The 23,990-nt window shown below is 71.9% G+C and carries 29 protein-coding genes; 12 read left to right on the top strand and 17 right to left on the bottom strand.

Features of this window, described 5'->3' with window-relative positions; genetic code table 11:
- Nucleotides 1-12 precede the first annotated feature (12 nt).
- Both ACIQ8J_RS12085 and lnt read left to right on the top strand, forming a co-directional pair.
- Entirely contained in the window at nucleotides 13-498 is a 486-nt protein-coding gene (locus ACIQ8J_RS12085) for a nuclear transport factor 2 family protein (RefSeq protein WP_403270377.1), read from the top strand.
- Nucleotides 499-641: 143 nt separating this feature from the next.
- Nucleotides 642-2,213, top strand: coding sequence for an apolipoprotein N-acyltransferase (gene lnt, locus ACIQ8J_RS12080; protein ID WP_403270380.1), 1,572 nt, complete (start codon nucleotides 642-644; stop codon nucleotides 2,211-2,213).
- Here the strand turns inward: lnt and ACIQ8J_RS12075 are convergent.
- Both ACIQ8J_RS12075 and ACIQ8J_RS12070 read right to left on the bottom strand, forming a co-directional pair.
- Nucleotides 2,137-3,042 (bottom strand): Gfo/Idh/MocA family protein, encoded by a 906-nt coding sequence (locus ACIQ8J_RS12075; protein WP_403270382.1) that lies wholly within the window; start codon nucleotides 3,040-3,042, stop codon nucleotides 2,137-2,139. The two genes, lnt and ACIQ8J_RS12075, sit on opposite strands and share 77 nt — an antisense overlap.
- Nucleotides 3,039-3,404, bottom strand: coding sequence for a hypothetical protein (locus tag ACIQ8J_RS12070; RefSeq protein WP_403270385.1), 366 nt, complete (start codon nucleotides 3,402-3,404; stop codon nucleotides 3,039-3,041). The genes ACIQ8J_RS12075 and ACIQ8J_RS12070 overlap by 4 nt, the downstream gene beginning before the upstream one ends.
- A gap of 184 nt (nucleotides 3,405-3,588) precedes the next feature.
- Here ACIQ8J_RS12070 and ACIQ8J_RS12065 point away from each other — a divergent pair, with 184 nt between their 5' ends.
- The gene (locus ACIQ8J_RS12065; protein ID WP_403270388.1) at nucleotides 3,589-4,125 is read left to right on the top strand and encodes a DinB family protein; all 537 of its coding nucleotides are present in this window, start codon (nucleotides 3,589-3,591) and stop codon (nucleotides 4,123-4,125) included.
- A 124-nt stretch (nucleotides 4,126-4,249) separates the two neighbouring features.
- The gene (locus tag ACIQ8J_RS12060; protein WP_403270390.1) at nucleotides 4,250-4,705 is read left to right on the top strand and encodes a hypothetical protein; all 456 of its coding nucleotides are present in this window, start codon (nucleotides 4,250-4,252) and stop codon (nucleotides 4,703-4,705) included.
- 25 nt (nucleotides 4,706-4,730) lie between these two features.
- Here ACIQ8J_RS12060 and ACIQ8J_RS12055 read toward each other — a convergent pair whose 3' ends face one another.
- The 6 genes from ACIQ8J_RS12055 to ACIQ8J_RS12030 form a co-directional block, all read right to left on the bottom strand.
- Nucleotides 4,731-5,204, bottom strand: a complete 474-nt coding sequence (locus ACIQ8J_RS12055; RefSeq protein ID WP_403270393.1) for a hypothetical protein — start codon at nucleotides 5,202-5,204, stop codon at nucleotides 4,731-4,733.
- Nucleotides 5,205-5,364: 160 nt separating this feature from the next.
- Entirely contained in the window at nucleotides 5,365-6,048 is a 684-nt protein-coding gene (locus ACIQ8J_RS12050) for a uracil-DNA glycosylase (protein WP_403270396.1), read from the bottom strand.
- 162 nt (nucleotides 6,049-6,210) lie between these two features.
- The gene (locus tag ACIQ8J_RS12045; RefSeq protein ID WP_403270399.1) at nucleotides 6,211-6,972 is read right to left on the bottom strand and encodes an SDR family oxidoreductase; all 762 of its coding nucleotides are present in this window, start codon (nucleotides 6,970-6,972) and stop codon (nucleotides 6,211-6,213) included.
- A gap of 17 nt (nucleotides 6,973-6,989) precedes the next feature.
- Nucleotides 6,990-7,751 carry a 3-oxoacyl-ACP reductase FabG gene (gene fabG / locus ACIQ8J_RS12040; RefSeq protein ID WP_403270402.1) on the bottom strand — a complete coding sequence of 254 codons (762 nt, stop codon included), beginning with the start codon at nucleotides 7,749-7,751 and terminating at the stop codon, nucleotides 6,990-6,992.
- A 148-nt stretch (nucleotides 7,752-7,899) separates the two neighbouring features.
- Nucleotides 7,900-8,283 (bottom strand): DUF3037 domain-containing protein, encoded by a 384-nt coding sequence (locus ACIQ8J_RS12035; RefSeq protein ID WP_403270405.1) that lies wholly within the window; start codon nucleotides 8,281-8,283, stop codon nucleotides 7,900-7,902.
- The gene (locus ACIQ8J_RS12030; RefSeq protein WP_403270407.1) at nucleotides 8,280-9,143 is read right to left on the bottom strand and encodes a HipA family kinase; all 864 of its coding nucleotides are present in this window, start codon (nucleotides 9,141-9,143) and stop codon (nucleotides 8,280-8,282) included. Before ACIQ8J_RS12030 ends, ACIQ8J_RS12035 begins: the two co-directional genes overlap by 4 nt.
- A gap of 159 nt (nucleotides 9,144-9,302) precedes the next feature.
- On the opposite strand from ACIQ8J_RS12030, the gene ACIQ8J_RS12025 reads away from it, so the two are divergent.
- Nucleotides 9,303-9,782 carry a Rieske (2Fe-2S) protein gene (locus ACIQ8J_RS12025; protein WP_403270409.1) on the top strand — a complete coding sequence of 160 codons (480 nt, stop codon included), beginning with the start codon at nucleotides 9,303-9,305 and terminating at the stop codon, nucleotides 9,780-9,782.
- Here the strand turns inward: ACIQ8J_RS12025 and ACIQ8J_RS12020 are convergent.
- Nucleotides 9,769-10,419, bottom strand: coding sequence for a cysteine hydrolase (locus ACIQ8J_RS12020; protein WP_403270412.1), 651 nt, complete (start codon nucleotides 10,417-10,419; stop codon nucleotides 9,769-9,771). The genes ACIQ8J_RS12025 and ACIQ8J_RS12020 overlap by 14 nt on opposite strands.
- A gap of 99 nt (nucleotides 10,420-10,518) precedes the next feature.
- Between ACIQ8J_RS12020 and ACIQ8J_RS12015 the strand changes: the two genes are divergently transcribed.
- A complete protein-coding gene (locus tag ACIQ8J_RS12015; protein ID WP_403270415.1) occupies nucleotides 10,519-10,995 on the top strand; it encodes a pyridoxamine 5'-phosphate oxidase family protein in 477 nt (158 codons plus the stop codon).
- A 34-nt stretch (nucleotides 10,996-11,029) separates the two neighbouring features.
- Here the strand turns inward: ACIQ8J_RS12015 and ACIQ8J_RS12010 are convergent, their stop codons facing one another.
- On the bottom strand, nucleotides 11,030-11,938 hold the full coding sequence (locus ACIQ8J_RS12010; RefSeq protein ID WP_403270416.1) for a LysR family transcriptional regulator: 909 nt from the start codon (nucleotides 11,936-11,938) through the stop codon (nucleotides 11,030-11,032).
- A 75-nt stretch (nucleotides 11,939-12,013) separates the two neighbouring features.
- On the opposite strand from ACIQ8J_RS12010, the gene ACIQ8J_RS12005 reads away from it, so the two are divergent.
- The gene (locus tag ACIQ8J_RS12005) at nucleotides 12,014-12,988 is read left to right on the top strand and encodes a DMT family transporter (protein WP_403270419.1); all 975 of its coding nucleotides are present in this window, start codon (nucleotides 12,014-12,016) and stop codon (nucleotides 12,986-12,988) included.
- On the opposite strand, the gene ACIQ8J_RS12000 is transcribed toward ACIQ8J_RS12005, so the two are convergent.
- Nucleotides 12,982-14,322: an aminotransferase class I/II-fold pyridoxal phosphate-dependent enzyme gene (locus ACIQ8J_RS12000; RefSeq protein WP_403270421.1), complete on the bottom strand. Its 1,341-nt coding sequence runs from the start codon at nucleotides 14,320-14,322 to the stop codon at nucleotides 12,982-12,984. The two genes, ACIQ8J_RS12005 and ACIQ8J_RS12000, sit on opposite strands and share 7 nt — an antisense overlap.
- A gap of 23 nt (nucleotides 14,323-14,345) precedes the next feature.
- On the opposite strand from ACIQ8J_RS12000, the gene ACIQ8J_RS11995 reads away from it, so the two are divergent.
- Nucleotides 14,346-15,029, top strand: a complete 684-nt coding sequence (locus ACIQ8J_RS11995) for a pyridoxamine 5'-phosphate oxidase family protein (RefSeq protein ID WP_403607805.1) — start codon at nucleotides 14,346-14,348, stop codon at nucleotides 15,027-15,029.
- Nucleotides 15,030-15,042: 13 nt separating this feature from the next.
- Complete coding sequence (locus tag ACIQ8J_RS11990) at nucleotides 15,043-15,681, top strand: FMN-binding negative transcriptional regulator (protein ID WP_403270426.1); 639 nt, start codon at nucleotides 15,043-15,045, stop codon at nucleotides 15,679-15,681.
- A 36-nt stretch (nucleotides 15,682-15,717) separates the two neighbouring features.
- On the opposite strand, the gene ACIQ8J_RS11985 is transcribed toward ACIQ8J_RS11990, so the two are convergent.
- The 3 genes from ACIQ8J_RS11985 to ACIQ8J_RS11975 all read right to left on the bottom strand — a co-directional run bounded on the left by ACIQ8J_RS11985 (nucleotide 15,718) and on the right by ACIQ8J_RS11975 (nucleotide 18,548).
- Nucleotides 15,718-16,662, bottom strand: coding sequence for a DMT family transporter (locus ACIQ8J_RS11985; RefSeq protein WP_403270511.1), 945 nt, complete (start codon nucleotides 16,660-16,662; stop codon nucleotides 15,718-15,720).
- Between the two features lie 190 nt (nucleotides 16,663-16,852).
- On the bottom strand, nucleotides 16,853-17,836 hold the full coding sequence (locus ACIQ8J_RS11980) for an EamA family transporter (protein ID WP_403270429.1): 984 nt from the start codon (nucleotides 17,834-17,836) through the stop codon (nucleotides 16,853-16,855).
- Between the two features lie 184 nt (nucleotides 17,837-18,020).
- Nucleotides 18,021-18,548, bottom strand: a complete 528-nt coding sequence (locus ACIQ8J_RS11975) for a Clp protease N-terminal domain-containing protein (RefSeq protein ID WP_403270432.1) — start codon at nucleotides 18,546-18,548, stop codon at nucleotides 18,021-18,023.
- A gap of 245 nt (nucleotides 18,549-18,793) precedes the next feature.
- Between ACIQ8J_RS11975 and ACIQ8J_RS11970 the strand changes: the two genes are divergently transcribed.
- Together ACIQ8J_RS11970 and ACIQ8J_RS11965 are read left to right on the top strand one after the other, a co-directional pair.
- Nucleotides 18,794-18,985 (top strand): hypothetical protein, encoded by a 192-nt coding sequence (locus ACIQ8J_RS11970; RefSeq protein ID WP_403270513.1) that lies wholly within the window; start codon nucleotides 18,794-18,796, stop codon nucleotides 18,983-18,985.
- Nucleotides 18,986-19,104: 119 nt separating this feature from the next.
- The gene (locus tag ACIQ8J_RS11965; RefSeq protein WP_403270434.1) at nucleotides 19,105-19,533 is read left to right on the top strand and encodes an SRPBCC family protein; all 429 of its coding nucleotides are present in this window, start codon (nucleotides 19,105-19,107) and stop codon (nucleotides 19,531-19,533) included.
- Nucleotides 19,534-19,608: 75 nt separating this feature from the next.
- On the opposite strand, the gene ACIQ8J_RS11960 is transcribed toward ACIQ8J_RS11965, so the two are convergent.
- On the bottom strand, nucleotides 19,609-20,214 hold the full coding sequence (locus ACIQ8J_RS11960; protein WP_403270437.1) for a PadR family transcriptional regulator: 606 nt from the start codon (nucleotides 20,212-20,214) through the stop codon (nucleotides 19,609-19,611).
- A gap of 161 nt (nucleotides 20,215-20,375) precedes the next feature.
- Here ACIQ8J_RS11960 and ACIQ8J_RS11955 point away from each other — a divergent pair, with 161 nt between their 5' ends.
- Nucleotides 20,376-21,191 (top strand): PhzF family phenazine biosynthesis protein, encoded by an 816-nt coding sequence (locus tag ACIQ8J_RS11955; RefSeq protein WP_403270439.1) that lies wholly within the window; start codon nucleotides 20,376-20,378, stop codon nucleotides 21,189-21,191.
- Nucleotides 21,192-21,259: 68 nt separating this feature from the next.
- On the opposite strand, the gene ACIQ8J_RS11950 is transcribed toward ACIQ8J_RS11955, so the two are convergent.
- On the bottom strand, nucleotides 21,260-22,042 hold the full coding sequence (locus ACIQ8J_RS11950; RefSeq protein ID WP_403270441.1) for a CPBP family intramembrane glutamic endopeptidase: 783 nt from the start codon (nucleotides 22,040-22,042) through the stop codon (nucleotides 21,260-21,262).
- Between the two features lie 325 nt (nucleotides 22,043-22,367).
- Entirely contained in the window at nucleotides 22,368-23,885 is a 1,518-nt protein-coding gene (locus ACIQ8J_RS11945; RefSeq protein ID WP_403270444.1) for a glutamate--cysteine ligase, read from the bottom strand.
- Nucleotides 23,886-23,990: the final 105 nt, after the last annotated feature.

Genomic DNA, 23,990 nt, shown 5'->3' with positions numbered 1-23,990 from the left:
GAGACTGAGCCGATGACGCAGCGCGTGGATCTCGGGACCGTGTTGGACCGCTTGGCCATCGACGAACTCATCACCGGATATGCCGCGGCCGTCGACGACGGGGACTGGACGGCCTACCGCGCCCTGTTCGCCGTGGGCGGCCGCGCCGACTACCGTTCGGCGGGCGGTATCGAGGGTCCCGCCGAGGAGGTGGCCCAGTGGCTCGCGGAGACCATGCGGCTCTTCCCGGTCCGCCAGCATCTGATCGCGAACCGGCTGCTGACCCTCCAGGACCTCGGCGGCTACCCGGGCGACCGGGCCGAACTCCGCGCCGACTACCTCAACCCGATGTGCTTCGGCGGTACGGGGGACGGCGACAGCCACTCGTCGGCGCCCGATTTCGAGTCCGGCGGACGCTATGCGTTCTCGCTGGTCCGGACGGATGCGGGCTGGCGGCTCCAGTCGGTGACCGTGCACGAGAAGTGGCGGCGCGTCTCGGGGGCGCTCGCCGGGGCGTGAGCGCGCGGACGGGACGCGGCGGGGCCCCGGTCCGCGGACGGGACGCGCCGGGCGCCCCCGCCATCTGTGCGCCGCTGTCCCGCTCCCGCACACTGGTGGTGCGGGAACACATGTGATCACGGGGGTGGGCAAGGAGGCGCGGTATGCGGATTCCGGTCGGCCGTCACCGTCCACGTCTGGACTCCGCGTGGTGGCGCGGCGCCGCCGCACTACTGGCCGGGGCGCTGCCCGCGCTCGCCTTCCCGGCGCCCTCGCTGTGGTGGTTCGCGTACGTCGCCCTCGTGCCCTGGCTGCTCCTGATCCGCGCCGCACCCACCGCGCGGCGGGCCGCGCTCGACGGCTGGCTCGGGGGCACCGGGTTCATGATCGCGGTGCATCACTGGCTGATGCCGAGTCTCAACGTCTTCATCGTGGTCCTGGCCGCGCTGCTCGGGCTGCTGTGGGCACCGTGGGGCGTCCTCGTGCGCTCCACGCTGGGCGGCCGTCCCTCGGTCGCCCGCGCGCTGACCGCGATCGCGGTGGTGCCGTCGGGCTGGCTGATGGTGGAGCTCGTCAGGTCGTGGCAGGGGCTCGGCGGGCCCTGGGGGCTGCTCGGCGCCAGTCAGTGGGAGGTCACTCCGGCGCTGCGGCTGATGTCGGTGGGCGGGGTCTGGCTGGTGAGCCTGCTCGTGGTGGCGGTCAATACGGCCGCCACACTCTGTGTAGCGCTCCCCCCTGTGCGTACCGCTGCGGTGTCCGCGCTCGTGGTGTGTGCCCTGATCACGGGGGCGGCCTGGATGTGGGCTCCGCACACGGAGCGGGACGGCCGTCTCAGGGTCGCGGTGGTGCAGCCCGGTGTGATCGAGAACGGCGACGCCCGGTTCGCCCGCAGCGAGGCGCTGACCCGTTCGCTGGCGGGGCAGCACGTGGATCTCGTCGTGTGGGGCGAGAGCAGCGTGGGCCAGGATCTGGCGGCCCGGCCGGACCTGGCCGCGCGCATCGCCACGCTCTCCAAGGACCTCGGCGCGGACATCCTGGTGAACGTGGACGCGCGCAGGTCCGACAAGCCGGGGATCTTCAAGAGTTCGGTCCTGGTCGGGCCGCGGGGGCCGACCGGGCAGCGCTACGACAAGATGCGGCTCGTGCCGTTCGGTGAGTACGTCCCCGCGCGTTCGCTGCTCGGCTGGGCGACCTCGGTCGGCAAGGCGGCGGACGAGGACCGCCGGCGCGGGACCACGCCGGTGGTGATGACGCTGCCGGACGCGGTGCGCGTGGGACCGCTGGTGTGCTTCGAGTCCGCGTTTCCCGACATGAGCCGTCATCTGGTGCGCATGGGCGCCCAGTTGCTCATCGCGCAGTCGTCGACCTCGACGTTCCAGAACACCTGGGCGCCCGCCCAGCACGCCTCGCTCGCCGCGCTGCGCTCCGCCGAGACGGGCCGCCCGATGGTCCACGCCACGCTGACCGGCATCAGCGCGGTCTACGGTCCGGACGGCGAGCGCATCGGCGAGTGGCTCGGCACCGGCAGCAGCACGGCGGCCGTCTACGACGTCCCGCTCGCCAGTGGCGCCACTCTCTATGTGCGCCTCGGCGACTGGGCGGTGTTCTCGGCGCTCGCGGTGCTCGCCGTGTTCTGCGCGGCCGAGGGCGCGCGAGCGCTCAGGAGGCCTGCTCCAAGGCCTCCCGCACCACCCTCTCGCACAGCTCATGGGTCGCCAGCGCATCCTGTGCGCTGAGCGTCTTCCCGGCCCGTACGGCGTCGAGGAAGGCGAGCACGGACTGCTCGATGCCGCGCTGGCGGGCCACCGGCACCCAGTCGCCACGGCGGCGCACGCTGGGCTGGCCCTTGTGGTCCACGATGTCGGCGAGGTTGAGGACCTGGCGCTTGGTGTCCTGGCCCGAGACTTCCAGGATCTCCTCGGTGGATCCGTTCATCCGGTTCATGGTGCCGATGGCGGTGAAGCCGTCTCCGGAGAGCTGAAGCACCACGTGCTCCATCAGTCCCTCGCGGATCCGGGCCCGTACGACGGTGTGCTCGATGGGTCCGGGAACCAGGAAACGCAGCGTGTCCACGACATGGATGAAGTCGTCGAGCACCAGGGTGCGCGGGTCCTCGGGGAGTCCCACGCGGTTCTTCTGCATCAGGATCAGTTCGCGCGGGTGATCGGCGCACTGGGCGTAGCCGGGCGCGAAGCGCCGGTTGAAGCCGACGGCGAGGCCGACGCCGCGCTCCTCGGCGAGCGCCACGAGCCGCTCGGATTGGGCGAGTTCGTACGCCAGGGGCTTGTCCACATAGGTCGGTACGCCCGCTTCGAGCAGCCGGGTCACGATCGCGGGATGCACCGCGGTCGGGGCGTGCACGAACGCCGCGTCGAGGCCCTGCGCGAGCAGCGAGTCGAGGTCGGTGTGGCACCGGTCGGCCGGAATGCGGTGGGTGTCGGCCACCGCCGCGAGGGTGGCCGGGGTGCGGGTCTGCAGGTGCAGCTCCGTGCCCGCCAGCGTGGTCAGAACCGGCAGATAGGCCTTCCGCGCGATGTCCCCGAGTCCGATGCATCCGAGCTTCACGGGCTCTCCTGCCGCCGAGTTGTGTCCTGCTCCCTTGCCTGATCAGCATACGGGCGCCGGAGCGGCTGCCAGGTGGCGACGGCGTCCTCGACGGCCTGGTGTGACCCGGCCCGGCGTCGGTGCCACGGCGTGGGCGGCGTCGCCGATGGGCGCGCCCTGACCGCGGTGGTGGGCAGCGCCCCGGCGATCGGGTGGACGTCGTTGCGCAGCACCGGACCGCCCCAGGCCGCGTCGAGGACGGCCGGGATCGGGTCGTACCGGCCGCCGAACAGCCCGCGCAGTTCGGCCAGTTCACCGTCGGCGACCCGCCCGCCCTGCGGGGTCCTGGCCGCCGCGTACGCATAGACGCGGCCGTCCTTCAAGGGCTGGCCGCCCCGGACCGATGACGTGAAGCGCCCGCTGGGAGTTGGGGGCGAGCCCGATGCAGGCGCCGGCCGGCTTCGGCTCGGCAACCGCTCCAGGACAGTGACCCACCGGCCACGGAGGCGGTGATCCCGCCTCGGATAACGGCTGGCCACCGTCATGACGGTCGGCGAGGATGTCGCCATGACGACCTCCGAAACACCCCCGGCCGAGTCGGCCGAACGCAGCGAACCCGCTCTGGACGCCACCGAGCGGGACATGCTCGACGGCTGGCTCGAATACCACCGCGAGACGCTGGCCTGGAAGTGTTCCGGGCTCACGGACGAGCAGCTCAAGTCGGCCGCGGTGCCGTCCTCGGCGCTCACCCTGCTCGGACTGCTGCGGCACATGGCCGAGGTCGAACGGTGGTGGTTCACCACGGTGTTCGGCGGCGAGGCCGACGCGCCGGTGTATTCGACCGATGAGGACCCGGACCGCGACTTCCACTTCGGGCCCGAGGACACCTATGCGGAGGCGCTGGCCACCTGGCGCGGCGAGATCGCCGCCGCACGCGCGCACGCCGCCTCGCACGAGCTCGACGAACTCAGCGCGGGCACCAGCCGCAACGGCAAGCACTTCACTCTGCGCTGGATCTACACGCACATGATCGAGGAGTACGCCCGCCACAACGGGCACGCCGATCTGATCCGCGAGGCGGTCGACGGCTCGACCGGAGACTGAGAGCCTGAGACCGAGAGGCGGAGACTGGGCGAGCCCGCGCGGCGGGGGCGGCGATGTCACTCGTGCGGGCCATTCCGGGGCCGCGACATCGCCGAACTCCCGCTCCAGCCAGCAGAGTTGGCGGATGCACCGAACCGGAACCGCGCTGAAACTCCTGACGGCAGCGGCGGCCCTGACCGTCTGCGGATGCGTCTCAGGCTGTGTCTCCGTCGAGGCCCGTCCCGCGCCCGCCCGGCCGCCCGCTCCGCCGACCCGGCACGAGGAGAGGGTCGGCCCGCAGATCGTCCAGGCGCCGGCCCGCGAAGGGCTGGACACGGTCCTGCCCCCGAACACCCCACCGCCACCGCGGCCCGCGACTCCGAAGACCTCCGAGCCCGAGCCCCCCGCGGTGCCGCATCACCCGCGCGTCCGGTCCGAAGCACCCCCGCACCACCCCACCGTGAAACCCCGCAGGAAGCACCCCCGGCCCGCCCCCGCGCTCCCGTCGGCGGGTGACACCTGCGCGCTCGGCAAGGGGTACGGAGGCTGGACCGACGACAGCCCCGCGGCCCGCATCTGTCGTGAGGCCTACGGACATTGACGGGCAGTCAGACGGCAGCGGTCGGTCATACGGCGTCCAGCCGGCGTTCGAGGCGGCCGAGCGCCTCCCGGATGCCGTTCCCGTACGCATCGTCGGAGAGCGCGTCCAGGGCGGCGTGGGCCCGGTCGAGATGGAGCCGGGCCTCCGCGGGGCGGTGCAGCTTCACATAGTCGGCGGCGAGGTTGAGGTGGAGCGAGGGGTAGAAGGCCCGTACCGCCAGCGAGGACTGGTGTTCCTCCAGGCGGTCCTGGCTCAGCCCGTCGGCCGCCGCCAACGCCCTCAGGTCCCAGGCCAGTTCGTCCCCCGCGTCGTCCTGCGCGTCGGCCATGTAGTGGGCGAGGGTGCAGCGGTGGAGCGGATCGCCGTGTTCGCCGATCTCTGTCCAGAGGTCGCCGAAGCGGTTGCGCGCCTCCTCGCGGTCCCCGCCGTGCAGCAGCATCATCGCTTGCCCGATGCGGGTCATCACGATGTCCCCCGGAGCTTCCTGCATGTCCGTCACTGCGGTCTCCACCCGTCGTCAGGAAAGTCGAGCGTCATGAAAGTCGAACGACTCCGACGCTAGCCGCCACCACTGACAATCGGACTCAGGCTCGGGCGCGGGCCCCGGGCCCGTCAGCCGGACGCCGCCACACGCCCGGACCCCTTTCCCGCCGTCCGGCTCAGCCCAGGTTCGGAATGCGCCAGTCGATCGGGGCGTGGCCCTGGGCCGCGACCGCCTCGTTGATCTGCGTGAACGGATGCGAGCCGAAGAACTTCTTCGCCGAGAGCGGGGAGGGGTGCGCGCCCTTGACCACGACGTGGTGCTCCTCGTCGATCAGCGGGAGCTTCTTCTGCGCGTAGTTGCCCCACAGCACGAAGACCGCCGGGTCGGGCCGCGAGGCCACCGCGCGGATCACCGCGTCGGTGAACTTCTCCCAGCCCTTGCCCTTGTGCGAGTTGGCCTCGCCGGAGCGGACCGTGAGCACCGCGTTGAGCAGCAGCACGCCCTGCTCGGCCCACGGCATCAGATAGCCGTTGTCCGGGATCTCCAGGCCGAGCTCGTCCCGCATCTCCTTGTAGATGTTGCGCAGCGAAGGCGGTGTCCTGACGCCCGGCCGCACCGAGAAGCACAGGCCGTGCCCCTGGCCCTCGCCGTGGTACGGGTCCTGGCCGAGGACCAGGACCTTCACCCGGTCGTACGGCGTCGCGTCCAGGGCCGCGAAGACCTCCTCGCGGGGCGGAAAGACGGGGCCCTTCGCCCGCTCCTCCTCGACGAACTCGGTGAGCTCCTTGAAGTAGGGCTTCTGGAGCTCCTCGCCGAGGACGCCGCGCCAGGACTCGGGCAGCATGGCGGTATCGGTCACGTCAACAACCTCCGTGGGACGTTCGGTTCCTGCACCTTCGGCGCAGATTCCAGAACCTACCCGCCGCCACTGACAACGCCGCCCGCGCCCGCCCCTACGAGCGGGGACGGGCACTTGGCGTGTCCAGGAGCACGTCGGCGCACCGCGCCCATACCCCTTCGCTCAGTGGACTCCGGCGTTCAGGAACAGCCCGCCGTCGACGACCAGCGTCTGTCCGGTGATCCACTCCGACTGCCCGGAGGTGAGGAACGCGGCCGCGCCGCCGATGTCGGAGGGCAATCCGAGCCGGCCCATCGGATAGACCGCGGCGGCCTCCGCCTCGCGGCCCTCGTAGAGCGCCTGCGCGAACTTGGTCTTGACCACGGCCGGGGCGATCGCGTTGACCCGTACGACAGGCGCGAACTCGTGCGCCAGCTGGAGGGTCAGGTTGACCATGGCCGCCTTGCTCATCCCGTACGCGCCGATGAAGGGCGAGGCCGAGACTCCGGCGATGGAGGCGATGTTGACGATCGCGCCGCCGTTCTCCTTCTGCCAGGCCTTCCAGGTCTGCTGGGCGAAGCCGAGCGCGGAGATCACGTTGGTCTCGAACACCTTGCGCGCGACGTTCAGGTCGAGCTCGGCCATGGGGCCGAACACCGGGTTCGTACCGGCGTTGTTGACCAGGAAGTCGACGCGGCCGAAGGCCTCCATGGTGCGCTCCACCGCGGTGGCCTGGTGGGCCTCGTCGGCGGCCTTGCCCGGGACCGCGATCACCCGGTCGGAGCCGAGCTTCTCGACGGCCTCCTTGAGGGCGTCCTCGCCTCGTCCGGTGATGCAGACGCGGTCGCCGCGGGCCACGAGCGCCTCGGCGATGCCGTAGCCGATGCCGCGGCTGGCTCCGGTGACCAGGGCCACCTTGCCGGACAGTTCGGGAAGTACAGTCATGTTCCTTGTCCCTGGCCTTAGTTGAGCGGTCCGCCGGCCACGTACATGACCTGGCCGGAGACGAATCCGGCGTCGTCGCCCGCAAAGAAGGCGATGGCGTTGGCGATGTCCTCGGGCCGGCCGACGCGCTGGACCGGGATCTGGGTGGCGGCCGCGGCCTGGAACTCCTCGAAGCCCATGCCGACCCGGGCGGCGGTCTGCGCGGTCATCTCGGTGACGATGAATCCGGGGGCGACGGCGTTGGCGGTGATACCGAACTTGCCGAGCTCCTTGGCGAGGGTCTTGGTGAAGCCCTGGAGGCCGGCCTTGACGGCGGCGTAGTTGGCCTGGCCCCGGTTGCCGAGCGCGGAGGACGAGGAGAGCGAGACGATCCGGCCCCACTTGGCGTCCACCATGTGCTTCTGGCAGGCCTTGGCCATCAGGAACGCGCCCTTGAGGTGCACGTTCATCACGGTGTCCCAGTCCGACTCGCTCATCTTGAAGAGGAGGTTGTCGCGGAGCACGCCCGCGTTGTTGACGAGGATGGTCGGCGCGCCGAGCTCGGCGGCGACGCGCTCGACGGCCGCCTCCACCTGGGCGCTGTCGGACACGTCGCAGCCGATCGCGACCGCCCGGCCGCCCGCCGCGGTGATCTTGTCGACGGTGTCCTTGCAGGCCGCCTCGTCGAGGTCGAGTACGGCGACGGCCCGGCCCTCGGCCGCAAGCCGGACGGCGGTCGCGGCGCCAATGCCCCGCGCCGCCCCGGTCACGATGGCGACACGCTGCTCGGTGGTGGACATGCTGTTCTCCTCGCCCTGGGATCCGCGGCCCTCAGTCACTGAGCAACCGCTTAGTAGCTTCAGCAGACGAGACGCTAGAAGCCCTGGCACGCGGTGTCAACGGCCTGCGGATCCCCCGGCGGATGTCACACCCCCAGGGCGGCGGAATTCAGCGCACCAGCAGGTCGAGGAGCCGCTCGGCCTCGGCCGCCGGATCGACGGTCAGACCGGTGTGCACCGGGCCCGGCTGGACGACGGTGGAGCGCGGCGCGATCAGCCAGCGGAAGCGGCGGCCCGCGTCGTCGCCCGCCGCCTGCCCCGCTCCCTCGCCGCCGCCGCAGACGCCCTCGACGGCGCGCAGCGCGGCCCGTACGCCCACGACGTCCGCCTGCGGATCGAGCGCCTTCAGCTTCGCCTCGTCCAGATAGGTGCGCGCGGCGACGTAGGACCGGGCGCGGCAATACACCAGCACGCCCGCGTTGAAACACTCACCGCGCTCGACGCGTGGCACCACGCGCAGCAGCGCGTACTCGAAGACATCGCGCTTGCTCAACGGTCGGCATCCTTCTGGCTGTTCTGGCTGTTCTTGGTGGGGTGCGGCCAGGGGGTGGCGTGCTCGGTCAGCCAGCCGGGGGCCTGCGAGGGCTTGGGGGCGGTGGGCGCGTCGAGCGTGATCCGCTCGTGAATCGTCGCGGACCGGGCGAGCAGCGGCTCTACGTATGCACGGCGCAGCGCGTCGGTCGTCTCGAAACCGGGCTCGTCGACCAGCCACTCGCTGGGGACCAGGGCTGCGACCTCGGTCAGGAGCTCCTCGGTCACCAGCGGCGCGAGCTCGGCGGCCGCGGCGGCGATCTCGGGCCCGAAGGGCGCCAGCGCATGGTCGGAGGCGTTGTACGGCTTGGCCGCGGACACCTGCGCACCCGGCCAGTTGTGGTGCCAGATCATGGTGGCGCCGTGGTCGATGAGCCACAGGTCCCCGTGCCAGACCAGCATGTTGGGGTTGCGCCACGACCGGTCGACGTTGTTGATGAGCGCGTCGAACCACACGACCTTCCCGGCCTCCGCGGGGTCCACCTGGTAGGCGAGCGGGTCGAAGCCCAGCGAGCCGGGCAGATAGTCCATCCCGAGGTTGAGCCCGCCGCTCGCCTTCAGGAGCTCCTGCACCTCCTGGTCCGGCTCGGAGAGCCCGATGACCGGGTCGAGCTGGATGGTGACCAGTTCCGGCACGCGCAGCCCGAGCCGCCGTCCGAGCTCCCCGCAGATGACCTCGGCGACGAGCGTCTTGCGGCCCTGCCCGGCCCCGGTGAACTTCATGACATACGTTCCGAGATCGTCGGCCTCGACGATGCCCGGGAGCGAGCCGCCCTCACGCAACGGCGTGACGTAGCGGGTCGCTGTGACTTCAGTGAGCATGGCCCCAGGCTACTTCGAGGCAATCGGGTGCCCACTCCCGTTTCCTCCCGCGCGGGCGCGGGCCGCTCCCTGAGAATTGGCCGGACCGCTGAACGCGGGGCGGTCCGGGTGCGTACCCCCTCACGCAGCCAACCGACATACATCGAGAGGACAGCAAGCATGAGCATCGAATCTCTCCCGTCCGAATCCGCCTCGGTTCCGGCGCGCCGCACCGTCATCGCGGTGGTCGGCGCGGCCGGGCTCGCCGCCGCGCTCACCGCGTGCGGGGGCGGCTCCGACAAGGCGAGCGGGTCCGATGCCTCCAAGTCGGCCGGGTCCGATCCCTCGAAGTCGGCCGGGGGCGGCGCCGGAGGGGTCGTGCTCGGCAAGACCTCCGACATCCCGCAGGGCGGCGGGAAGATCTTCGCGAACGAGGGGGTGGTGGTGACCCAGCCGACGGCCGGCCAGTTCAAGGCGTTCTCCTCGAAGTGCACGCATGAGGGCTGCACGGTGTCGACGGTGTCCGGCGGCACCATCAACTGCCCCTGCCACGGCAGCAAGTTCGACGTGGCGGACGGCAGCGTCAAGCACGGGCCCGCGCCCACCCCGCTGCCCGCCGCCGCGATCTCCGTCGAGGGGGGCTCGATCAAGCTCGCGTGATGCGGCGGGGTGTTTTCAGGCAGCCCAGGATGTCGTCGGTGGTGGTCACCGTGGCGACGAGGGCAAGGGTGTGACGGATCATCGCGGGGGTGTAGTCGGCGGGCACCCCCGCGATCGCGTCGGCCGGCACCACCGCCGTGTAACCGAGGTTGACGGCGTCGAAGACCGCGTTGGGGATCGCCACGTTCGCCGAGACCCCGGTGACGATCAGGGTGCGGCAGCCCAGGTTGCGCAGCAGCGCGTCCACGTCCGTGCCGGACACGGGCGACAGGCCGTGCAGCCTGCGTACGACTATGTCCTCGTCCGCCACCTCGATGGGCTCGGCGATCCGCACCGCCCGCGAGCCCGAGTACTGCTGTATCGGCAGCCGTTCGGCGGCGCGGAACAGCCGGGCGTTGCGGCTGGCCCCGCGTCCGTCGGGCCGGCGCTCGGCGACCGCGTGCAGCACCTGGACGCCCGCCTCGTGGGCGCCCGCCACCAGCAGGGCCACGTTGCGCAGCGCCCCCGACGCCCGCGCCTCCTTGGCGAGTTCGGGCAGCGCGCTGTCCGCGCCGACCACGCCCTGTTGGCACTCGACGGTCATCAGCACGGTGGTGGCGGGGTCGAGCTGTTCCGCGAGGTGTTCCTTCGTCGCCATGGCGCGGGAGGCTAACCGCCATTGCGCGACGAGGGAAGAGCGCGTCATGATTTCTGACGTACCGTCAGAATGCCTGCCACCGTGGAAGGGAAGGCGCAGATGACCGCCACACAGCGCCGGGGCCGCCGGATCATGATGACCGACGAGGAGCGGGACGCCTTCCTCGGCGAGCAGCGCACCTGCCGGGTCGCCACGGTGTCGGCGGACGGCAGCCCGCACGTCGCCCCGCTCTGGTACGTCTGGGACGGCGCCTCGCTCTGGCTGTACTCGATCACCCGCAGCCGGCGCTGGGCCCAGCTCGGCAAGGACCCGCGGGTGGCGGTGGTGGTGGACGACGGCACGGAGTACGGGGAGCTGCGCGGAGTGGAGCTGACCGGCCGCGTCGTCCCGGTCGGCGAGGCCCCGCGCACCGGCGGGGCCTGTCCCGAACTCGCCGTCCCCGAGCGGCTGTTCGCGGCGAAGAACTTCGGCCTGGAGGAGATGGTCCACGACGGGCGGCACGCCTGGCTGCGGCTGACGCCGGACACCGTGGTGTCGTGGGACTTCCGCAAGCTGGGGGGCGAGTTCGGGCGGTAGGGCCACCCGTTCCGGGGCGACAGGCGGGCACCCCCTAGGGACGGGCGAGCCGCTCCCCCGCCGCGGCCAGCGCGTCGACGGCGGCCCGGATCGAGGGCCTGCGGTCGGCGTCCGCGCGCCACACCGCGTACACATGGCGGCTCATCGCGTCGCGCACCGGAACCACCCGCACTCCCTCGGGCACCGGACCGCGGCCCAGTCGCGGGGCGATGCTGACGCCCAACCCCGCTTCCACCAGGGCGAGTTGGGTGGCGTGTTCGCGCGCCACATGGGCGATCCGCGGCTCGACGCCCTTGCCGCGCAGGGTGAACATCAGCCACTCGTTGCAGAATTCGCCCTCGGGCCAGGTGATCCACTCGTCCTCGGCGAACTCCTCCAGATCCACCGCCTTCCGGCCGGCCAGCGGATGGTCGGCCGACATGGCGACGTCCGCGAGGTCGTCGAGCACCGCCCGCTTGGCGAGCCCGTCGGGCAGCGGCAGCGGCTTGTTGTACCAGTCGAGTACGAGCGCGAGATCGAGGTCGCCGAGCAGCACGCCCTGCACCGATTCGTCGGCCTCCAGTTCGTCGGAGCGGACCTTGAGCCGCGGGTGCTCGGCGCGCAGCGAGGCGAGCGCCGCGGGGAAGAGCCCGCGGACGGCGGTGGCGAAGCCCGCGATCCTGAGGTCGCCGACGACCCGGCCGCGCTGGGCCTCCAACTCGGCCTGGGCGACCTGCACTTGGGAGAGGATGCGGGCGGCGTGCTCGGCGAGCAGCCGGCCGGCGTCGGTGAGCCGCACCCCGCGCCCGTTCTTGGCGAGCAGCGGCTGACCGGCCTCGCGTTCCAGCTTGGCGAGCTGCTGGGAGACGGCGGAGGTGGTCACGTGCAGGGTGTCGGCGGCGCCGCCCACCGAGCCGTGCCGGGCCACCGCGTCGAGGGTGCGCAGACGCTCCAGGTTCAACATATAAGCAATGCTAACCGATCACCTCAGTTAATTTTCGCTTGTGCTACGTGATGGATGGGCCTCATCGTGGTGGTCATGAGCACCGCCGCCCCCTCCCGGGGCCTCTCCGCACAGATCTCCCCGACCTCGTCCGCCGCGCGCCGCCCCACCGTGGACTGGCGCGTCCGCTTCGCGGCGCTCTCGCTGATCTGGGGCTTCAGCTTCCTGCTGATCAAGGTCGGCACGGACGGCTACGCACCGTTCCAGGTCACCTTCGGGCGGCTGTTCTTCGGCACGCTGGTGCTCGCCGTCGCCATGGCCGTCAAGCGCGAACGGCTGCCGCGCGGGGGCCGCACCTGGCTGCATCTGAGCGTGGCGGCGCTGCTCCTCAACGCCGCGCCGTTCTCGCTGTTCGCGTACTCGGAGCTGACGATCCCCTCCACGCTGGCCGGCATCTGCAACGCCACCTCGCCGCTGTGGGGCATGGCGCTGTCGCTGGTCGCGCTCTCCGAGGACCGGCCGACCCGCCGCCGGGTCGCGGGGCTCGGCCTCGGCTTCCTCGGGGTGCTGACGGTCCTCGGCGCCTGGCAGGGCTTCCACGGTCTGGACGTCACCGGCACGGCGATGGCGCTGCTCGCCTCGCTCTGCTACCCGGTCGGCTGGATCTACGTCCGCCGCACTTTGGCGGGCAGCGGCCACTCCAATCTGTCCCTGATCGGCTCGCAGCTCGGCGTGGCCACCCTCCAACTGGCCCTGGTGACCCCGCTGTTCGCCGGTTTCCCGAGCTCGTTCCCGCTCGTCCCGCTGCTGGCCGTCGCGGCGCTCGGCGCGTTCGGTACGGGGTTCGCGGTGCTCGTCCAGTACGGGCTGGTCAACGAGGTCGGCCCGACGACCGCGCAGATGGTCACCTACTTCATTCCGGTGATCGCCACCGCCGCCGGTGTGGCGGTCCTCGGCGAGAGCCTCAGCTGGAACACGCCGGTCGGCGCGGCCGTCGTGCTCGCGGGCGCGGCCCTCACCCAGAGCCGCCGGCGCGCGAAGTCCACGTCCGCGAAGTCCCCGGCTCAGTAGTCGTAGCGGTTCCCGGGGCCCGGACCGACCGCGGCGGCGATGGCGTCCGCGAGCGGCCCGATCTCGTCCCGGGCCAGGCTCGACACGGTGAGCCGCACCCCGGGGGCCGAGGCCATCCGGAAGCGGGCGCCGGGCGCCACCGCCCAGCCGGCGTGCAGCAGCCGGGCCACCGCCCCCGTCTCGTCGGGCACCGGAACCCAGACCACGAAGCCGCTCCGCCCGCGGGCCTCGATCCCCCGCTCGCGCAGCGCCCGGAGCAGGCCTTCCCGCCGCTCCCGGTACGAGCGGGCCACCTTCGCCGGGTCGACGGCCCCGGATTTCCAGAGCTCCACGACGGCCCGCTGGAGCAGTCTGCTGACCCAGCCGGGCCCGAGCCGCTGGCGCCCGCGCACCCGGTCGAGGGTGACCGCGTCACCAGTAAGTACTGCGAGCCGCAGGTCCGGCCCGTACGCCTTGGCCACCGACCGCACGAAGGCCCAGTGCTCGGTGACCGGGGAGAGCGGGTGCAGCGGCAGGTCGACCATGCCGTGTCCGTGGTCGTCCTCGATCAGCAGCACCCCGGGATGCGCGGCGAGGATCTCGCGCAGCGCGCGGGCGCGGGCCGCGCTCACGGCCGCACCCGTCGGGTTCTGCGCGCGGCAGGTGATCACCACGGCCCTGGCGCCCGCGGCCAGGGCGCGTTCAAGCCCTTCGGGCAGCGGGCCCTCGTCGTCCAGCGCCATGGGTTCGGGCCGCAGACCGAGCGCCGGTACGAGGTCGAGCACCGCGCCCCAGCCGGGGTCCTCGATCGCCACCGCGTCGCCGGGACGGAGGTGGGCGGTGAGCACCCGCTCGATGGCGTCGAGCGAACCCGAGAGCACCCCGATCGGCCCGTCCGGCACGCCCCCTTCGTCGAAGGAGGCGCGGGCGAGGCGGGCCAGTTCCTCGTCCACGGGGTCCTGCCCGTACATGTACCGACCGGGTTCTTCGGCATTGCGGCGGGCGGCGGCCGCGAGCGCGTCGGCGAGCGGCGGCAGCAGTTCCGGATCCGGATTGCCGTCGGCGACGTCGCGCACGCCCTCGGGCACGTCCACGCGGATGAGGTCGCGGGCCGTGCTGGCGGGCCGCGAGCGCACCCGGCTGCCGCGCCGGCCCGCCGTCTCGATCACGCCCCGGTCGCGCAGCAGCCGGTAGGCGGCCGCGACGGTGTTGGGATTGACCCCGAGCTCGGTGGCCAACTCCCTTAGCGGAGGCAGCAGTTGACCCGGTTCGAGTCCGCCGGAACCCACCGCGCGCTCCACGCTCTCGGCAATCTCCGATGCGCGCCGCCCAACAATCCGATATTCTCCTAGCACAAACAAGATTATGCACTAGTGCAATGGAGATCGCAATGTCGGACACCGCCTCTGCGGCCCCCTACCCGGCGACCGACCGCACCGTACCCACCCGCTCGCGCGAGCGGGCCTCCTACGACCGCGCGTTGGTGCACGGCATCCTGGACGCGGCGTACGTCTGCCACCTGGGATTCGTCCGCGACGGAGCTCCGGTCGTCCTGCCGACGCTCTACGGCCGTGTCGGCGAGCGGCTGTACGTACACGGCTCCACCGGCTCCCGCCCGCTGCGCGCGGCGGGCCAGGCCGACCCGGGGCTCGCCGTGTGCCTGACCGTCACCCACGTCGACGGCCTGGTCCTGGCCCGGTCCGCCTTCCACCACTCGATCAACTACCGCTCGGTCGTGGTGCACGGCATCGCCCACGAGGTCACCGATCCGCAGGAGAAGCGCACCGCGCTCGACGCGCTCGTGGACCACGTCGTGCCGGGCCGCTCCGCCGACTCGCGCCCGGCGAACGCCAAGGAGCTGGCCGCGACCGCCGTGATCAGCCTCGACCTGAACGAGGTCTCCGCGAAGCTCCGCACCGGCGGCCCGAACGACGACCCCGAGGACCTCCCGCTGCCCCACTGGGCCGGCGTCCTGCCGCTCGTCCCGCGCTACGGCGCCCCCGTCCCGGCGGACGGCCTCGATCCGTCGCTGGCCGTGCCCGGCTACCTCGCGGCACTGTGAGGGGGCGGCCGACATGCTGATCCACCCCTGGGACACCCCGGAGGACGACGGCGAGTGGCAACGGTGGCTCGCCGCCCACGACTTCGGCCAGCTCGCGGTCAACGGGCTGCCGGGCGAGCCCCCTTCGGTCCAGCCGACGCACTTCCTGTACGAGCCCGGACACGGCGGCCCGCACGGCCAGGTGCTGCTGCATCTGGCCCGCCCGAACCCGCTGTGGCCCGCGCTCGACGCCGATCCGCAGGTCGTGCTGAGCGTCACCGACGACTACGTCTTCGTGCCCGGCCCCTGGGGCGCCGCCGAGGACGCGCCGCCGGAGCACGGCGTGCCGACCAGCTTCTACGCGGCCGTCCAGCTCCGCTGCACCGCCCATGTGGTGGACGACCCGGTACAGAAGGCGGAACTGCTCAACCGGCAACTGGCGCACTTCCAGCCGGAGGGCGGCTCGGCATCGGTGGCCGCGGGCGAGGTCCCGTACGGCCGGACGCTGTCCGGGCTGCGCGGGGTGCGGCTCGAAGTCCTGGGCGTACGGGCCAAGTTCAAGTACGGCAGTCACAAGCCGGAGTACGTGAAGCAACGCACGGCGGCCGCGCTGAAGGAGCGCGGAGGGCCGCGCGACCTCGCGGCGTACACCCATCACGAACGGCGCCGCTGACCTGTGGGCCCCCGGCCGGCGGGGGCCCGCCGCGTTCTACAGCGCCACCGCCCGCCGGGCCCTGGCGTCCCTCGCCTCGGCCGCCGCGAGTCCGACGACCGCGAGCAGCAGCAGGGTGGTGCCCACCGCGGTGGCCGCGGTGATCCGTTCGCCGAGCACCGACACCGCGATCACCGCCGCGCTCACCGGCTCCAGGAGCATGATCACGGAGACGGTCGCGGCCCGGACGACGGCGGCGCCGGCGAAGTACAGCGCGTACGCGAGCGCCGTCGGTATGGCGGCCACGTACAGCATCAGGACGACCACCCGCACCGGTTCGACGGTGTGCGGGAGGAGTCCCTCCGCCGCCGCGAACGGCAGCAGGCAGATCGCGGCGACACCGAAGGCCCAGGCCGTGGTGGCAGAGGGGTCGGCGGCGCCGCCGTCCCGGCCGAGCCACCTGGTCAGCAGGGTGATGGCCGCGTACCCGGCGGCCGACACCAGCGCGAGCAGGACTCCGGCGGGCCGGACCGTGCCGCCGCCGTTGCCGATCCAGAGCACCGCGAGCCCGGCGAGCGCCCCGGCGACGGCCGCGGTGCCCGCCCAGCCGATCCGCTCGCCCATGGTGAGGCGGGCGCCGAGCGCGATGAGGACGGGGCCCGCGCCCAGGGTCACCACCGTCGCGACCGCGAGGCCGGTCGCCTCGACGGCCGCGAAGTAGGCGCTCTGGAAGATCATCAGACCGATGCCGTTGCCGAGGACGCGCAGCAGTCGGCGGCGGCGCGGTTCGGGCGCCGCGGGCGCGGGGCGGCGGCGCAGCGCCATCGCGCCGAGCAGCAGGACGAGCCCGCCCGCGCAGCGCCAGAAAGAAAGGGCGAGCGGTCCGAGGTCGCTGGCTCCGAAGACGAGGGCGGCGGCGCCGCCCGCGGTGCCCCAGGCGACCCCGGCGACGGCCAGGTAGAGCAGACCGCGCCCGACGGGCAGAGCGGTGGAGGGGGCCATGGCAAGGCCCGTGGAAGAGTTCGACACGTACGTACTCCGAAGAGGAAGACGGCTGGCTGGTCGCGTGCCTGGAGTACGCGGGCAGCGACGAGCCGCTCGGGGACTGCCCGAGCCGGGTCTTCGTCTGGAGTGCGGCCGCCCGCGTTACGCGGCGGGAGGCGGCAGTACGGTCGAATGCATGCTCGGAACCCTATGCGGCGGACCGGCTGGCCGACAACTCCCCTTCGGCGGGCGCCGGCCCGCCCGAGGCGACGGGGCCCGAGGGGGCCTTGGGAGCCGCCGACTGGGCGATGAACGCACCGGTCAGGACCACCGCGCCGCCGATGATCTGCGGCGCGGACAGGTGCTCGCCGAGCAGCACCCAGGCGAAGACGGTCGCGAGCACCGCCTCCAGACAGGCGACCACCCCGGCCACCTGCGGGGAGAGCCTGCGCACCGAGATGACTCCGGTGACGTACGCGACGACCGTCGCGATCAGCACGATCCAGCACAGCAGCAGCGCGGCGGGCACCGGCGTGCCGTTCATCTCGGCGCTGCCGCCGAGCACCGACCACTTCATGCCCCAGGGCCGGGCCACGGCGGTCAGGACGAGCGCGCCGATGAGCAGTCCGTAGGCGATGACGCCGAGCGGGTCGGCCGCTTCGTCGCCCTCGCCGCCCTGGTCGGACAGGACGAAGTAGCCGACCTGGCAGCAGGCCGCGCCGAGGGCGAGCAGCAGTCCGAGCGCGTCGAAGCTCAGCCCGGACCAGACCTCCACGACGCAGGCGAGACCGCCGACGGCGAGCACCACGCCGACCGCGGCGGCACGGGTGACGGGCCGGCGCTGGACGAAGCGCACCCAGCCGAGGACGAGCGCGGGCGCGAGATATTCGACGAGGAGGGCGACGCCGACGGGTATCCGCGAGATCGACGCGAAGTAGCAGGCCTGGACGCCCGCGACGGCGAGCAGTCCGAACCCGGCGAGCAGTGCGGGTTTGCGCAGCACCAGGCGGCGGTGGCGCCAGGCCACCGGGAGCATGACGAGCGCGGCCCCGGTCACCCGCAGCCACACCACGTGCAGCGGGTCGAGCCCCGCCTCGATGAGCGGCTTGGCCGCCACACCTGAACCACCGAATGCGAACGCCGACACCAGGGCGAGTCCCAGGCCGACGCTTCTCCCCTGAGACGCGTGCATCGGCACATGATGACAGGCCGGGTCAGGACCGTCATCCGGATGACACCTGTCGAGACGGCTGGGCGGAGCGCGACTGCGCGAAGGACCCCGGAGACCGGGGAACTCGGGGGCATGCGGCGGATCAGGGTCGGACGGGGCCGTCTCTCGTGCGGTAGCGGTGTAGCAGCCATCAGCCGGGCAGGCCCTAGGCCCTCCGGGCCTGCCGGGACGGCTCGGTCAGACGGCAGGCCAGCGCGGCCGCGTCCACCCCGGCGTGTCCGAGCACCTCGACGGCCCGGCACCGCGGATCCTCGGCGAGCGCGGCGAGCAGGTCAAGACCGGTGGCCCGCGCGGCGCCCCGCGCGAAGGCGCGGCGCCGCGCGCACTCCATGGCGGACAGCACACCCGGCGACCAGCCGGGCTGGCCGATCAGCGGCACGGCCCCCGAGTCCTCGACGGAACCCTGCCAGCGCAGTCCGTACCCGATGCTGCGCTGCACCAGATAGCCGAGCACGCGCGCCACCTGCGGCCCGCTCTCGAAGGCGGCCCGGACGTCGGGGTCGCTCTCCATCAGCGAGTGCAGCAGATGCGCGGTGTCCACCTGCCGGTCGCCGTCGCGCAGCGCACGCCTGCGGGCGCCCGCGACCACCGGGGCCAGCTCGGCGGTGAGTCCGGCGTCGATGTCTGCGGGTGAGGGGACCTGGCGAGGGGCTCCCGGAATAGGACTGTGCACTCCTCAACTCCATCAGCTGTCCGTCTCAAGAACATCCCCGTGGGGGAGCATTCGCGCTCCCGCGAAAGTTGGGTATGGATGACCGGCTTCTCCTCCTTACGGATGAGATCTCGGAAATCTCCCCTGACAGGGCAACCCGACGGCTTGTGCCGCGTCGCCCCCGCCCCCGGCGCAACCGGACCGCCGCCCCGGCTCGTCCTCATCCCATGACACAGCCGTCCCCACCGCCCGCCGAGGGAGCGCCGATGTGCTGGATGATCGCCCTCCTGGCGCAGGACGGCATGCAGTACGTGTACCGGGTGTACGCCCCGCGCGACGCGCTGCCGGGCGATCTGTTCTGGGCCGCCTTCCACTGCCACGACGAGTCGGCGCGGCCGCGCGCCTCGGACCTGTTCGACTCCGCGCAGATCTGGGAGCTGGAAGCCCAGAAGATCTGATCCGGCCGCGGGAAGGCGGGAGTTGAGAAATCTGACGGTTCATCAGTATTGAATGTTCGCCGGGGCGCCGCTACGTTCCGCGAGACGTCCCCGTCACAGTCCCACGAAGGAGTGGTCGCATGGCCGAGGTCAGCGCGGAGGCACGTATCGAGGCTCCGGCCGAGAAGGTCTGGGCACAGCTCACCGACTTCTCCTCGTACGGCGAGTGGAACGCCACGCACACCAGCTTCCCCGCGGGCGGCCCCGAGAAGCTGGAACTGGGCGCGACCTACGCGGAGAACATGAAGCTCATGGGTTTCCCCGCCGAAGTGGCGTGGACGGTGGACGAGTTCGAGGCCGGCCGGGTGTTCGGCATCAGGGGCAAGGGACCGATGGGCGTGAACGTCGCCAACCGGTACACGGTGATCCCCGACGGCGCGGCCACCACGGTCCGTATCGAGGGCGAGTTCACGGGCGCCGCGGTCTCCCTCATGGCGGGAAAACTGAAGGACTCGGCGACGGCCGCCCTGAACGAGTCGCTGCGCAAGCTCGGGGGCCTGTGCGCCTGACGCACGTTCCGGGCATGGGAAAGCCCCGCGGCCGCATGGATTCCAGCGGCCGCGGGGCTTTCCTGTACCCGAGGTTCAGTCCTCGTCGGCGAGGATCAGATAGAGCTTCTTACGGGCGTCGTTGATGACCCCGAGTGCCTTCTGGCGCTGATCGGCCGAGCCGGTCTTCCAGACCTGGCCGAACGCCTCCATCAGACCGAAACCGGCCTGCCGGATCTCGTGCATGCCCTCCCAGTCGACCCCGCGCCCGGCGTCCTCCCAGGGGGCCTCGGCCCCCGATTCGGCTTCCGTGCGCCCGGCGTCGGTGAGCGTGAACAGCTTCTTGCCGCCCTCGCTCTCACTGGTGATCAGGCCCTCGTCCTCCAGGAGCTGGAGGGTGGGGTAGACCGAGCCCGGACTGGGCTTCCAGGCCCCGCCACTGCGCTCGCCGATCTCCTGGATCATCTCGTAGCCGTGCATCGGCCGGTCCTTCAGGAGGGCCAGGATCGACGCGCGGACATCGCCGCGCCGCGCCCTGCCCCGCGGACCGCCCCGACCGCCACGGCCGGGACCGAACGGTCCGCCGCCCCAGGGTCCCCCGCCGAAGCCGGGACCGAAGGGCCCGAAGGCGGCACGCCGCCCCTCGAAGTCACCCCGACCGCGATGGCCGGGTCCGTGCTGTCCGTGTCCATGTGAACGCATTGTTCGCTTCCTTCCATCGTTGATCTGTCGCGATGCGTCAACGATATATCGGTGACTTTCGCTTGGCAACCCCCTTCCGGCGCACGTCCGGGCCCGGAAACGGTCCAGCCACCCTGAATTGGCCTTGGCCTGCGGGTTTTCCCGTCCCGTACGGTGCCGCCATGCGCATCCGAATCGTCGACGCCTTCACCGACCGCCCCTTCGCCGGCAACCCCGCCGGCGTCCTCCTGCTCGACGCCTTCCCCGCTGACGACTGGCTCCAGGACGTGGCCCGCGAGGTCAACCACGCCGAGACCGCCTTCGCGCACCCGCTGCCGCCGGGCGGCCAGGCCGACTGGGCGCTGCGCTGGTTCACCCCGGCGACCGAGGTCGACATGTGCGGCCACGCCACCCTGGCCACCGCCCACGTCCTGCACTCCACGGGAGCGGCGACCGGGACCGTGCGGTTCGCCGCGCGCTGCGGCATCCTCACGGCGACCGCCGCCGAGGACGGCACGATCACCCTGGACTTCCCCACCTCGACGCTGAAGGAGGAATCCGTCCCGGACGGCCTCGCCGAGGCGCTGGGCGCGGACATCGTCTCGGTCCACGACACCGCGTCCGACATCGGCGACCTCCTCGTGGAACTGCCCGACGAGCGCACCGTACGAGCCCTCGCACCCGACGCCCGCGCGCTGGGTCGGCGCTCCAGGCGCGGCATCATCGCCACGGCCGCGGCCTCGGATCCCGCGAGCGGCTACGACTTCGTCTCGCGCTGCTTCTTCCCCAACGTCGGCATCGACGAGGACTCGGTGACGGGCAGCGCCCACACCGCGCTGGCGCCGTTCTGGTCGGCCCGTCTGGGCCGCACCGAACTGACCGGCCTCCAGGCCTCGGCCCGCTCCGGCCTCGTCCGTACGGCACTGCGCGGCGAGCGCACCCTGCTCACCGGCCGCGCGGTGACGGTCATTGACGGCGAGCTCCTGACCGCGCCGTAGGGACACGCCGGAACGCGGTAAGGGGCGTACGCAATGGCCGTACGCCCCTTACCGCTCGCGCTCCCCGCTCACATCGTCGGCAGCCAGCTCACCTTGCCGGCCAGCAGCGCGTACCCCACGAACGCTCCGACGTCGAGGAACGCATGCGCCACCACGAGCGGTCCGACCCGCCGCCAGCGCCGGTAGAGCAGCACGAAGACCACGCCCATCACCATGTTGCCGATGAAGCCGCCGATGCCCTGGTAGAGGTGGTACGAGCCGCGCAGCACCGCGCTCGCGAAGAGCGCGGCCATCGGCGTCCACCCCAACTGACCGAGCCTGCGCAGCAGATAGCCGACGACGATCACTTCTTCGAGCACCGAGTTCTGCAGCGCCGAGAGAATGAGCACCGGGTACTTCCACCACACGTCGGGCAGCGACTCGGGGACGACGGTCAGATTGCCGCCCGCCGCGCGCGCCGCCAGGTAGAAGGCGAGACCCGCGCTGCCGATGCCTGCCGCGATCAGGGCACCCCGGCCGAGGTCGGGCCAGGGTCGCGTCCGGTCGAAGCCGATCACCCGCAGTCCGCCCGTGCCCTCACGCAGGAGCAGATGCGCTACGAGCGCGACCGGCACCAGCGCCGTCGCGATGCCGAAGAGCTGCCAGGCGAGATCGAGCCACGGCCGCCCGGGAGCGTAGGAGGTGTTGAGGTTCGCCGCCTGATGCCTGAGGCCGCCCGGCTTGGTGAGCGACCCGACAAAGCTGATCAGCGCCGACACCCCGCTCGCGCCCAGCGAGAGGGCCAGCACGAGCACCGTCTCGGACCGCAAGATCCGTGGTGAAGTCCCCCCGTCGGGAAGAGAATCAGCCACCCGCTCCGCCTCCACCTGCACACCTGCCTCCAGTTGACGAATCCCACTCCGTCCCCGCCGCCTCGCCAGGGTCTCGAAGGACATTCCGAAGATCGCGTGCGACAGGCCGGGGGACGGACGCCATCGCGATGGTGCGGTCCCCCTTTTCCTCGTTCGGGGATCAAGGAGGGGCACCACCGCCATGGGACGTCACAGCTTGCCCGACGACGGCGCGGCCGGGGGCATCGGGGAGGGCCTGGCATCCGTACGGCGTCGCACGATCACCCCGCCAGCGCCCTCGTCCCGGCCGTCGCCGCAGGCACGGGGTTCGGCGAATCAGGGCCGTCTACCAGCCCCGCGAGGACCGGCCGGGAAATCCCGTGGGCCAGGTGTGCACGGGCTCGCCGCCGTGCATCAGCTCGCCGTAACGCCGGGTGGTGGCCGCGAGCGCCGCCTCCCGGCCCAGGCCCGCGGCCGACGCCCGGTGGTAGGTGTCGACCTGCCAGGACGCCCCGTTGACGCGGCGCCGGCACCGCCCCTCGATGATGCCGAGGTAGTGGTCCCGGTCGGCCCGCTCGATGCCCCAGGCATCCAGGCCCGCCGCGGCGAGCGGCAGCAGTTCCTCGCGTACGAGCTTGACCGCGGGCACCGGGGCGACGCCGCCGCGCCGGGGCACCGGCCACAGGAGCTCCGCGTCGATGCCGTAGCGGCACGCCGAGTCGAAGTTCGAGGCGGCCGAGGCGAAGGGCAGCCGGGTCCACACCGGCCGGCTGTCCTCCGCCAGGGCGCGCACCAGGCCGTAGTAGAAGGCCGCGTTGGCGAGGACGTCGGCGACGGTGGGTCCCGCCGGAAGCACCCGGTTCTCCACCCGCAGGTGCGGCACCCCGTCGGCGATCCCGTACACCGGCCGGTTCCAGCGGTAGATGGTGCCGTTGTGCAGCACCAGCTCCTGCAGGCGCGGCACCCCGCCGTCCGCGATGACGTGCAGCGGGTCCTCCTCGTCGCAGATGGGCAGCAGCGGCGGGAAGAAGCGCAGGTTCTCCTCGAAGAGTTCGTACGCGGACGTCACCCACCGCTCTCCGAACCAGGTGCGCGGACGCACCCCTTGGGCGCGCAGCTCGGCCGGCCTGGTGTCGGTGGCCTGCTCGAACAGCGGTGGCCGCGATTCGCGCCACAGCTCCCGGCCAAACAGGAAGGGCGCGTTGGCGCCCACCGCGATCTGCACGGCCGCCACCGCCTGCGCCGCGTTCCACACCGCGGCGAACCTGGCCGGCGTCACCTGCAAGTGCAACTGCACGGAGGTGCAGGCCGCTTCGGGGGTGATCGACGTCGAAGTGCAGACGAGGCGTTCCACCCCTTGGATGTCCAGGGTGAAATCCTCTCCGCGGGCCGCCACTATTTGATCGTTGAGCAGCGTGTAGCGGTCGACGTCGGAAAGGTTCGCGGATACGAGATCATCCTGGGTCAGGGTCGGCAGAATTCCGATCATGACGATGCCGGCGTCGACTTCGGCCGCTTTTCGGTGGGCATAGCCGAGCCCGATGCGCAACTCCTCGGCGAGCTGATCGAATACCCGGCCGCCGAGCCGGTGGGGGGCTATGTTCACTTCCAGGTTGAACATTCCGAGCTCGGTCTGGAAATCCCTGCTCGCGATGCGTTCGAGCACCTCGGCATTCATCATGCGCGGCATGCCGTCGGGACCCGCGAGATTCAGTTCTATCTCCAGTCCCATCAGGTTCCGGGGGCGGTCGAACCGCTTCTGCGCCAGGAGCCTGGCGAGCCCCTCCAGGCACTGCTGGAGCTTGCCCCGGTACCGGTGCCGATCGGACAGGTCGAAACCGCCTGCCACGACCTTCTCCCCCATCGAAGTGTCCCTCCTCGAATGGGCAGCCAGCGACACCGGCCGCTCGCGTCATGCTCGATAATGCCCACGCTGACTGATCCATAACGCATGCGCGAGCGGTGGTCA

Source organism: Streptomyces sp. NPDC094147, assembly GCF_044764265.1.
Taxonomy (GTDB): domain Bacteria; phylum Actinomycetota; class Actinomycetes; order Streptomycetales; family Streptomycetaceae; genus Streptomyces.
This window is presented reverse-complemented; position numbering and strand designations above follow the sequence as displayed.

Excerpts from the sequence above, each read along its gene's own strand:
- ACIQ8J_RS12085 (WP_403270377.1), top strand. The coding sequence starts at position 13 with ATGACGCAGCGCGTGGATCTCGGGACCGTGTTGGACCGCTTGGCCATC.
- lnt (WP_403270380.1), top strand. The coding sequence starts at position 642 with ATGCGGATTCCGGTCGGCCGTCACCGTCCACGTCTGGACTCCGCGTGG.
- ACIQ8J_RS12065 (WP_403270388.1), top strand. The coding sequence starts at position 3,589 with ATGACGACCTCCGAAACACCCCCGGCCGAGTCGGCCGAACGCAGCGAA.
- ACIQ8J_RS12060 (WP_403270390.1), top strand. The coding sequence starts at position 4,250 with ATGCACCGAACCGGAACCGCGCTGAAACTCCTGACGGCAGCGGCGGCC.
- ACIQ8J_RS12045 (WP_403270399.1), bottom strand. The coding sequence starts at position 6,972 with ATGACTGTACTTCCCGAACTGTCCGGCAAGGTGGCCCTGGTCACCGGA.
- fabG (WP_403270402.1), bottom strand. The coding sequence starts at position 7,751 with ATGTCCACCACCGAGCAGCGTGTCGCCATCGTGACCGGGGCGGCGCGG.
- ACIQ8J_RS12030 (WP_403270407.1), bottom strand. The coding sequence starts at position 9,143 with ATGCTCACTGAAGTCACAGCGACCCGCTACGTCACGCCGTTGCGTGAG.
- ACIQ8J_RS12025 (WP_403270409.1), top strand. The coding sequence starts at position 9,303 with ATGAGCATCGAATCTCTCCCGTCCGAATCCGCCTCGGTTCCGGCGCGC.
- ACIQ8J_RS12020 (WP_403270412.1), bottom strand. The coding sequence starts at position 10,419 with ATGGCGACGAAGGAACACCTCGCGGAACAGCTCGACCCCGCCACCACC.
- ACIQ8J_RS12015 (WP_403270415.1), top strand. The coding sequence starts at position 10,519 with ATGACCGCCACACAGCGCCGGGGCCGCCGGATCATGATGACCGACGAG.
- ACIQ8J_RS12010 (WP_403270416.1), bottom strand. The coding sequence starts at position 11,938 with ATGTTGAACCTGGAGCGTCTGCGCACCCTCGACGCGGTGGCCCGGCAC.
- ACIQ8J_RS12005 (WP_403270419.1), top strand. The coding sequence starts at position 12,014 with ATGAGCACCGCCGCCCCCTCCCGGGGCCTCTCCGCACAGATCTCCCCG.
- ACIQ8J_RS11995 (WP_403607805.1), top strand. The coding sequence starts at position 14,346 with ATGGAGATCGCAATGTCGGACACCGCCTCTGCGGCCCCCTACCCGGCG.
- ACIQ8J_RS11990 (WP_403270426.1), top strand. The coding sequence starts at position 15,043 with ATGCTGATCCACCCCTGGGACACCCCGGAGGACGACGGCGAGTGGCAA.
- ACIQ8J_RS11985 (WP_403270511.1), bottom strand. The coding sequence starts at position 16,662 with ATGGCCCCCTCCACCGCTCTGCCCGTCGGGCGCGGTCTGCTCTACCTG.
- ACIQ8J_RS11980 (WP_403270429.1), bottom strand. The coding sequence starts at position 17,836 with ATGCACGCGTCTCAGGGGAGAAGCGTCGGCCTGGGACTCGCCCTGGTG.
- ACIQ8J_RS11970 (WP_403270513.1), top strand. The coding sequence starts at position 18,794 with ATGTGCTGGATGATCGCCCTCCTGGCGCAGGACGGCATGCAGTACGTG.
- ACIQ8J_RS11965 (WP_403270434.1), top strand. The coding sequence starts at position 19,105 with ATGGCCGAGGTCAGCGCGGAGGCACGTATCGAGGCTCCGGCCGAGAAG.
- ACIQ8J_RS11960 (WP_403270437.1), bottom strand. The coding sequence starts at position 20,214 with ATGCGTTCACATGGACACGGACAGCACGGACCCGGCCATCGCGGTCGG.
- ACIQ8J_RS11955 (WP_403270439.1), top strand. The coding sequence starts at position 20,376 with ATGCGCATCCGAATCGTCGACGCCTTCACCGACCGCCCCTTCGCCGGC.
- ACIQ8J_RS11945 (WP_403270444.1), bottom strand. The coding sequence starts at position 23,885 with ATGGGGGAGAAGGTCGTGGCAGGCGGTTTCGACCTGTCCGATCGGCAC.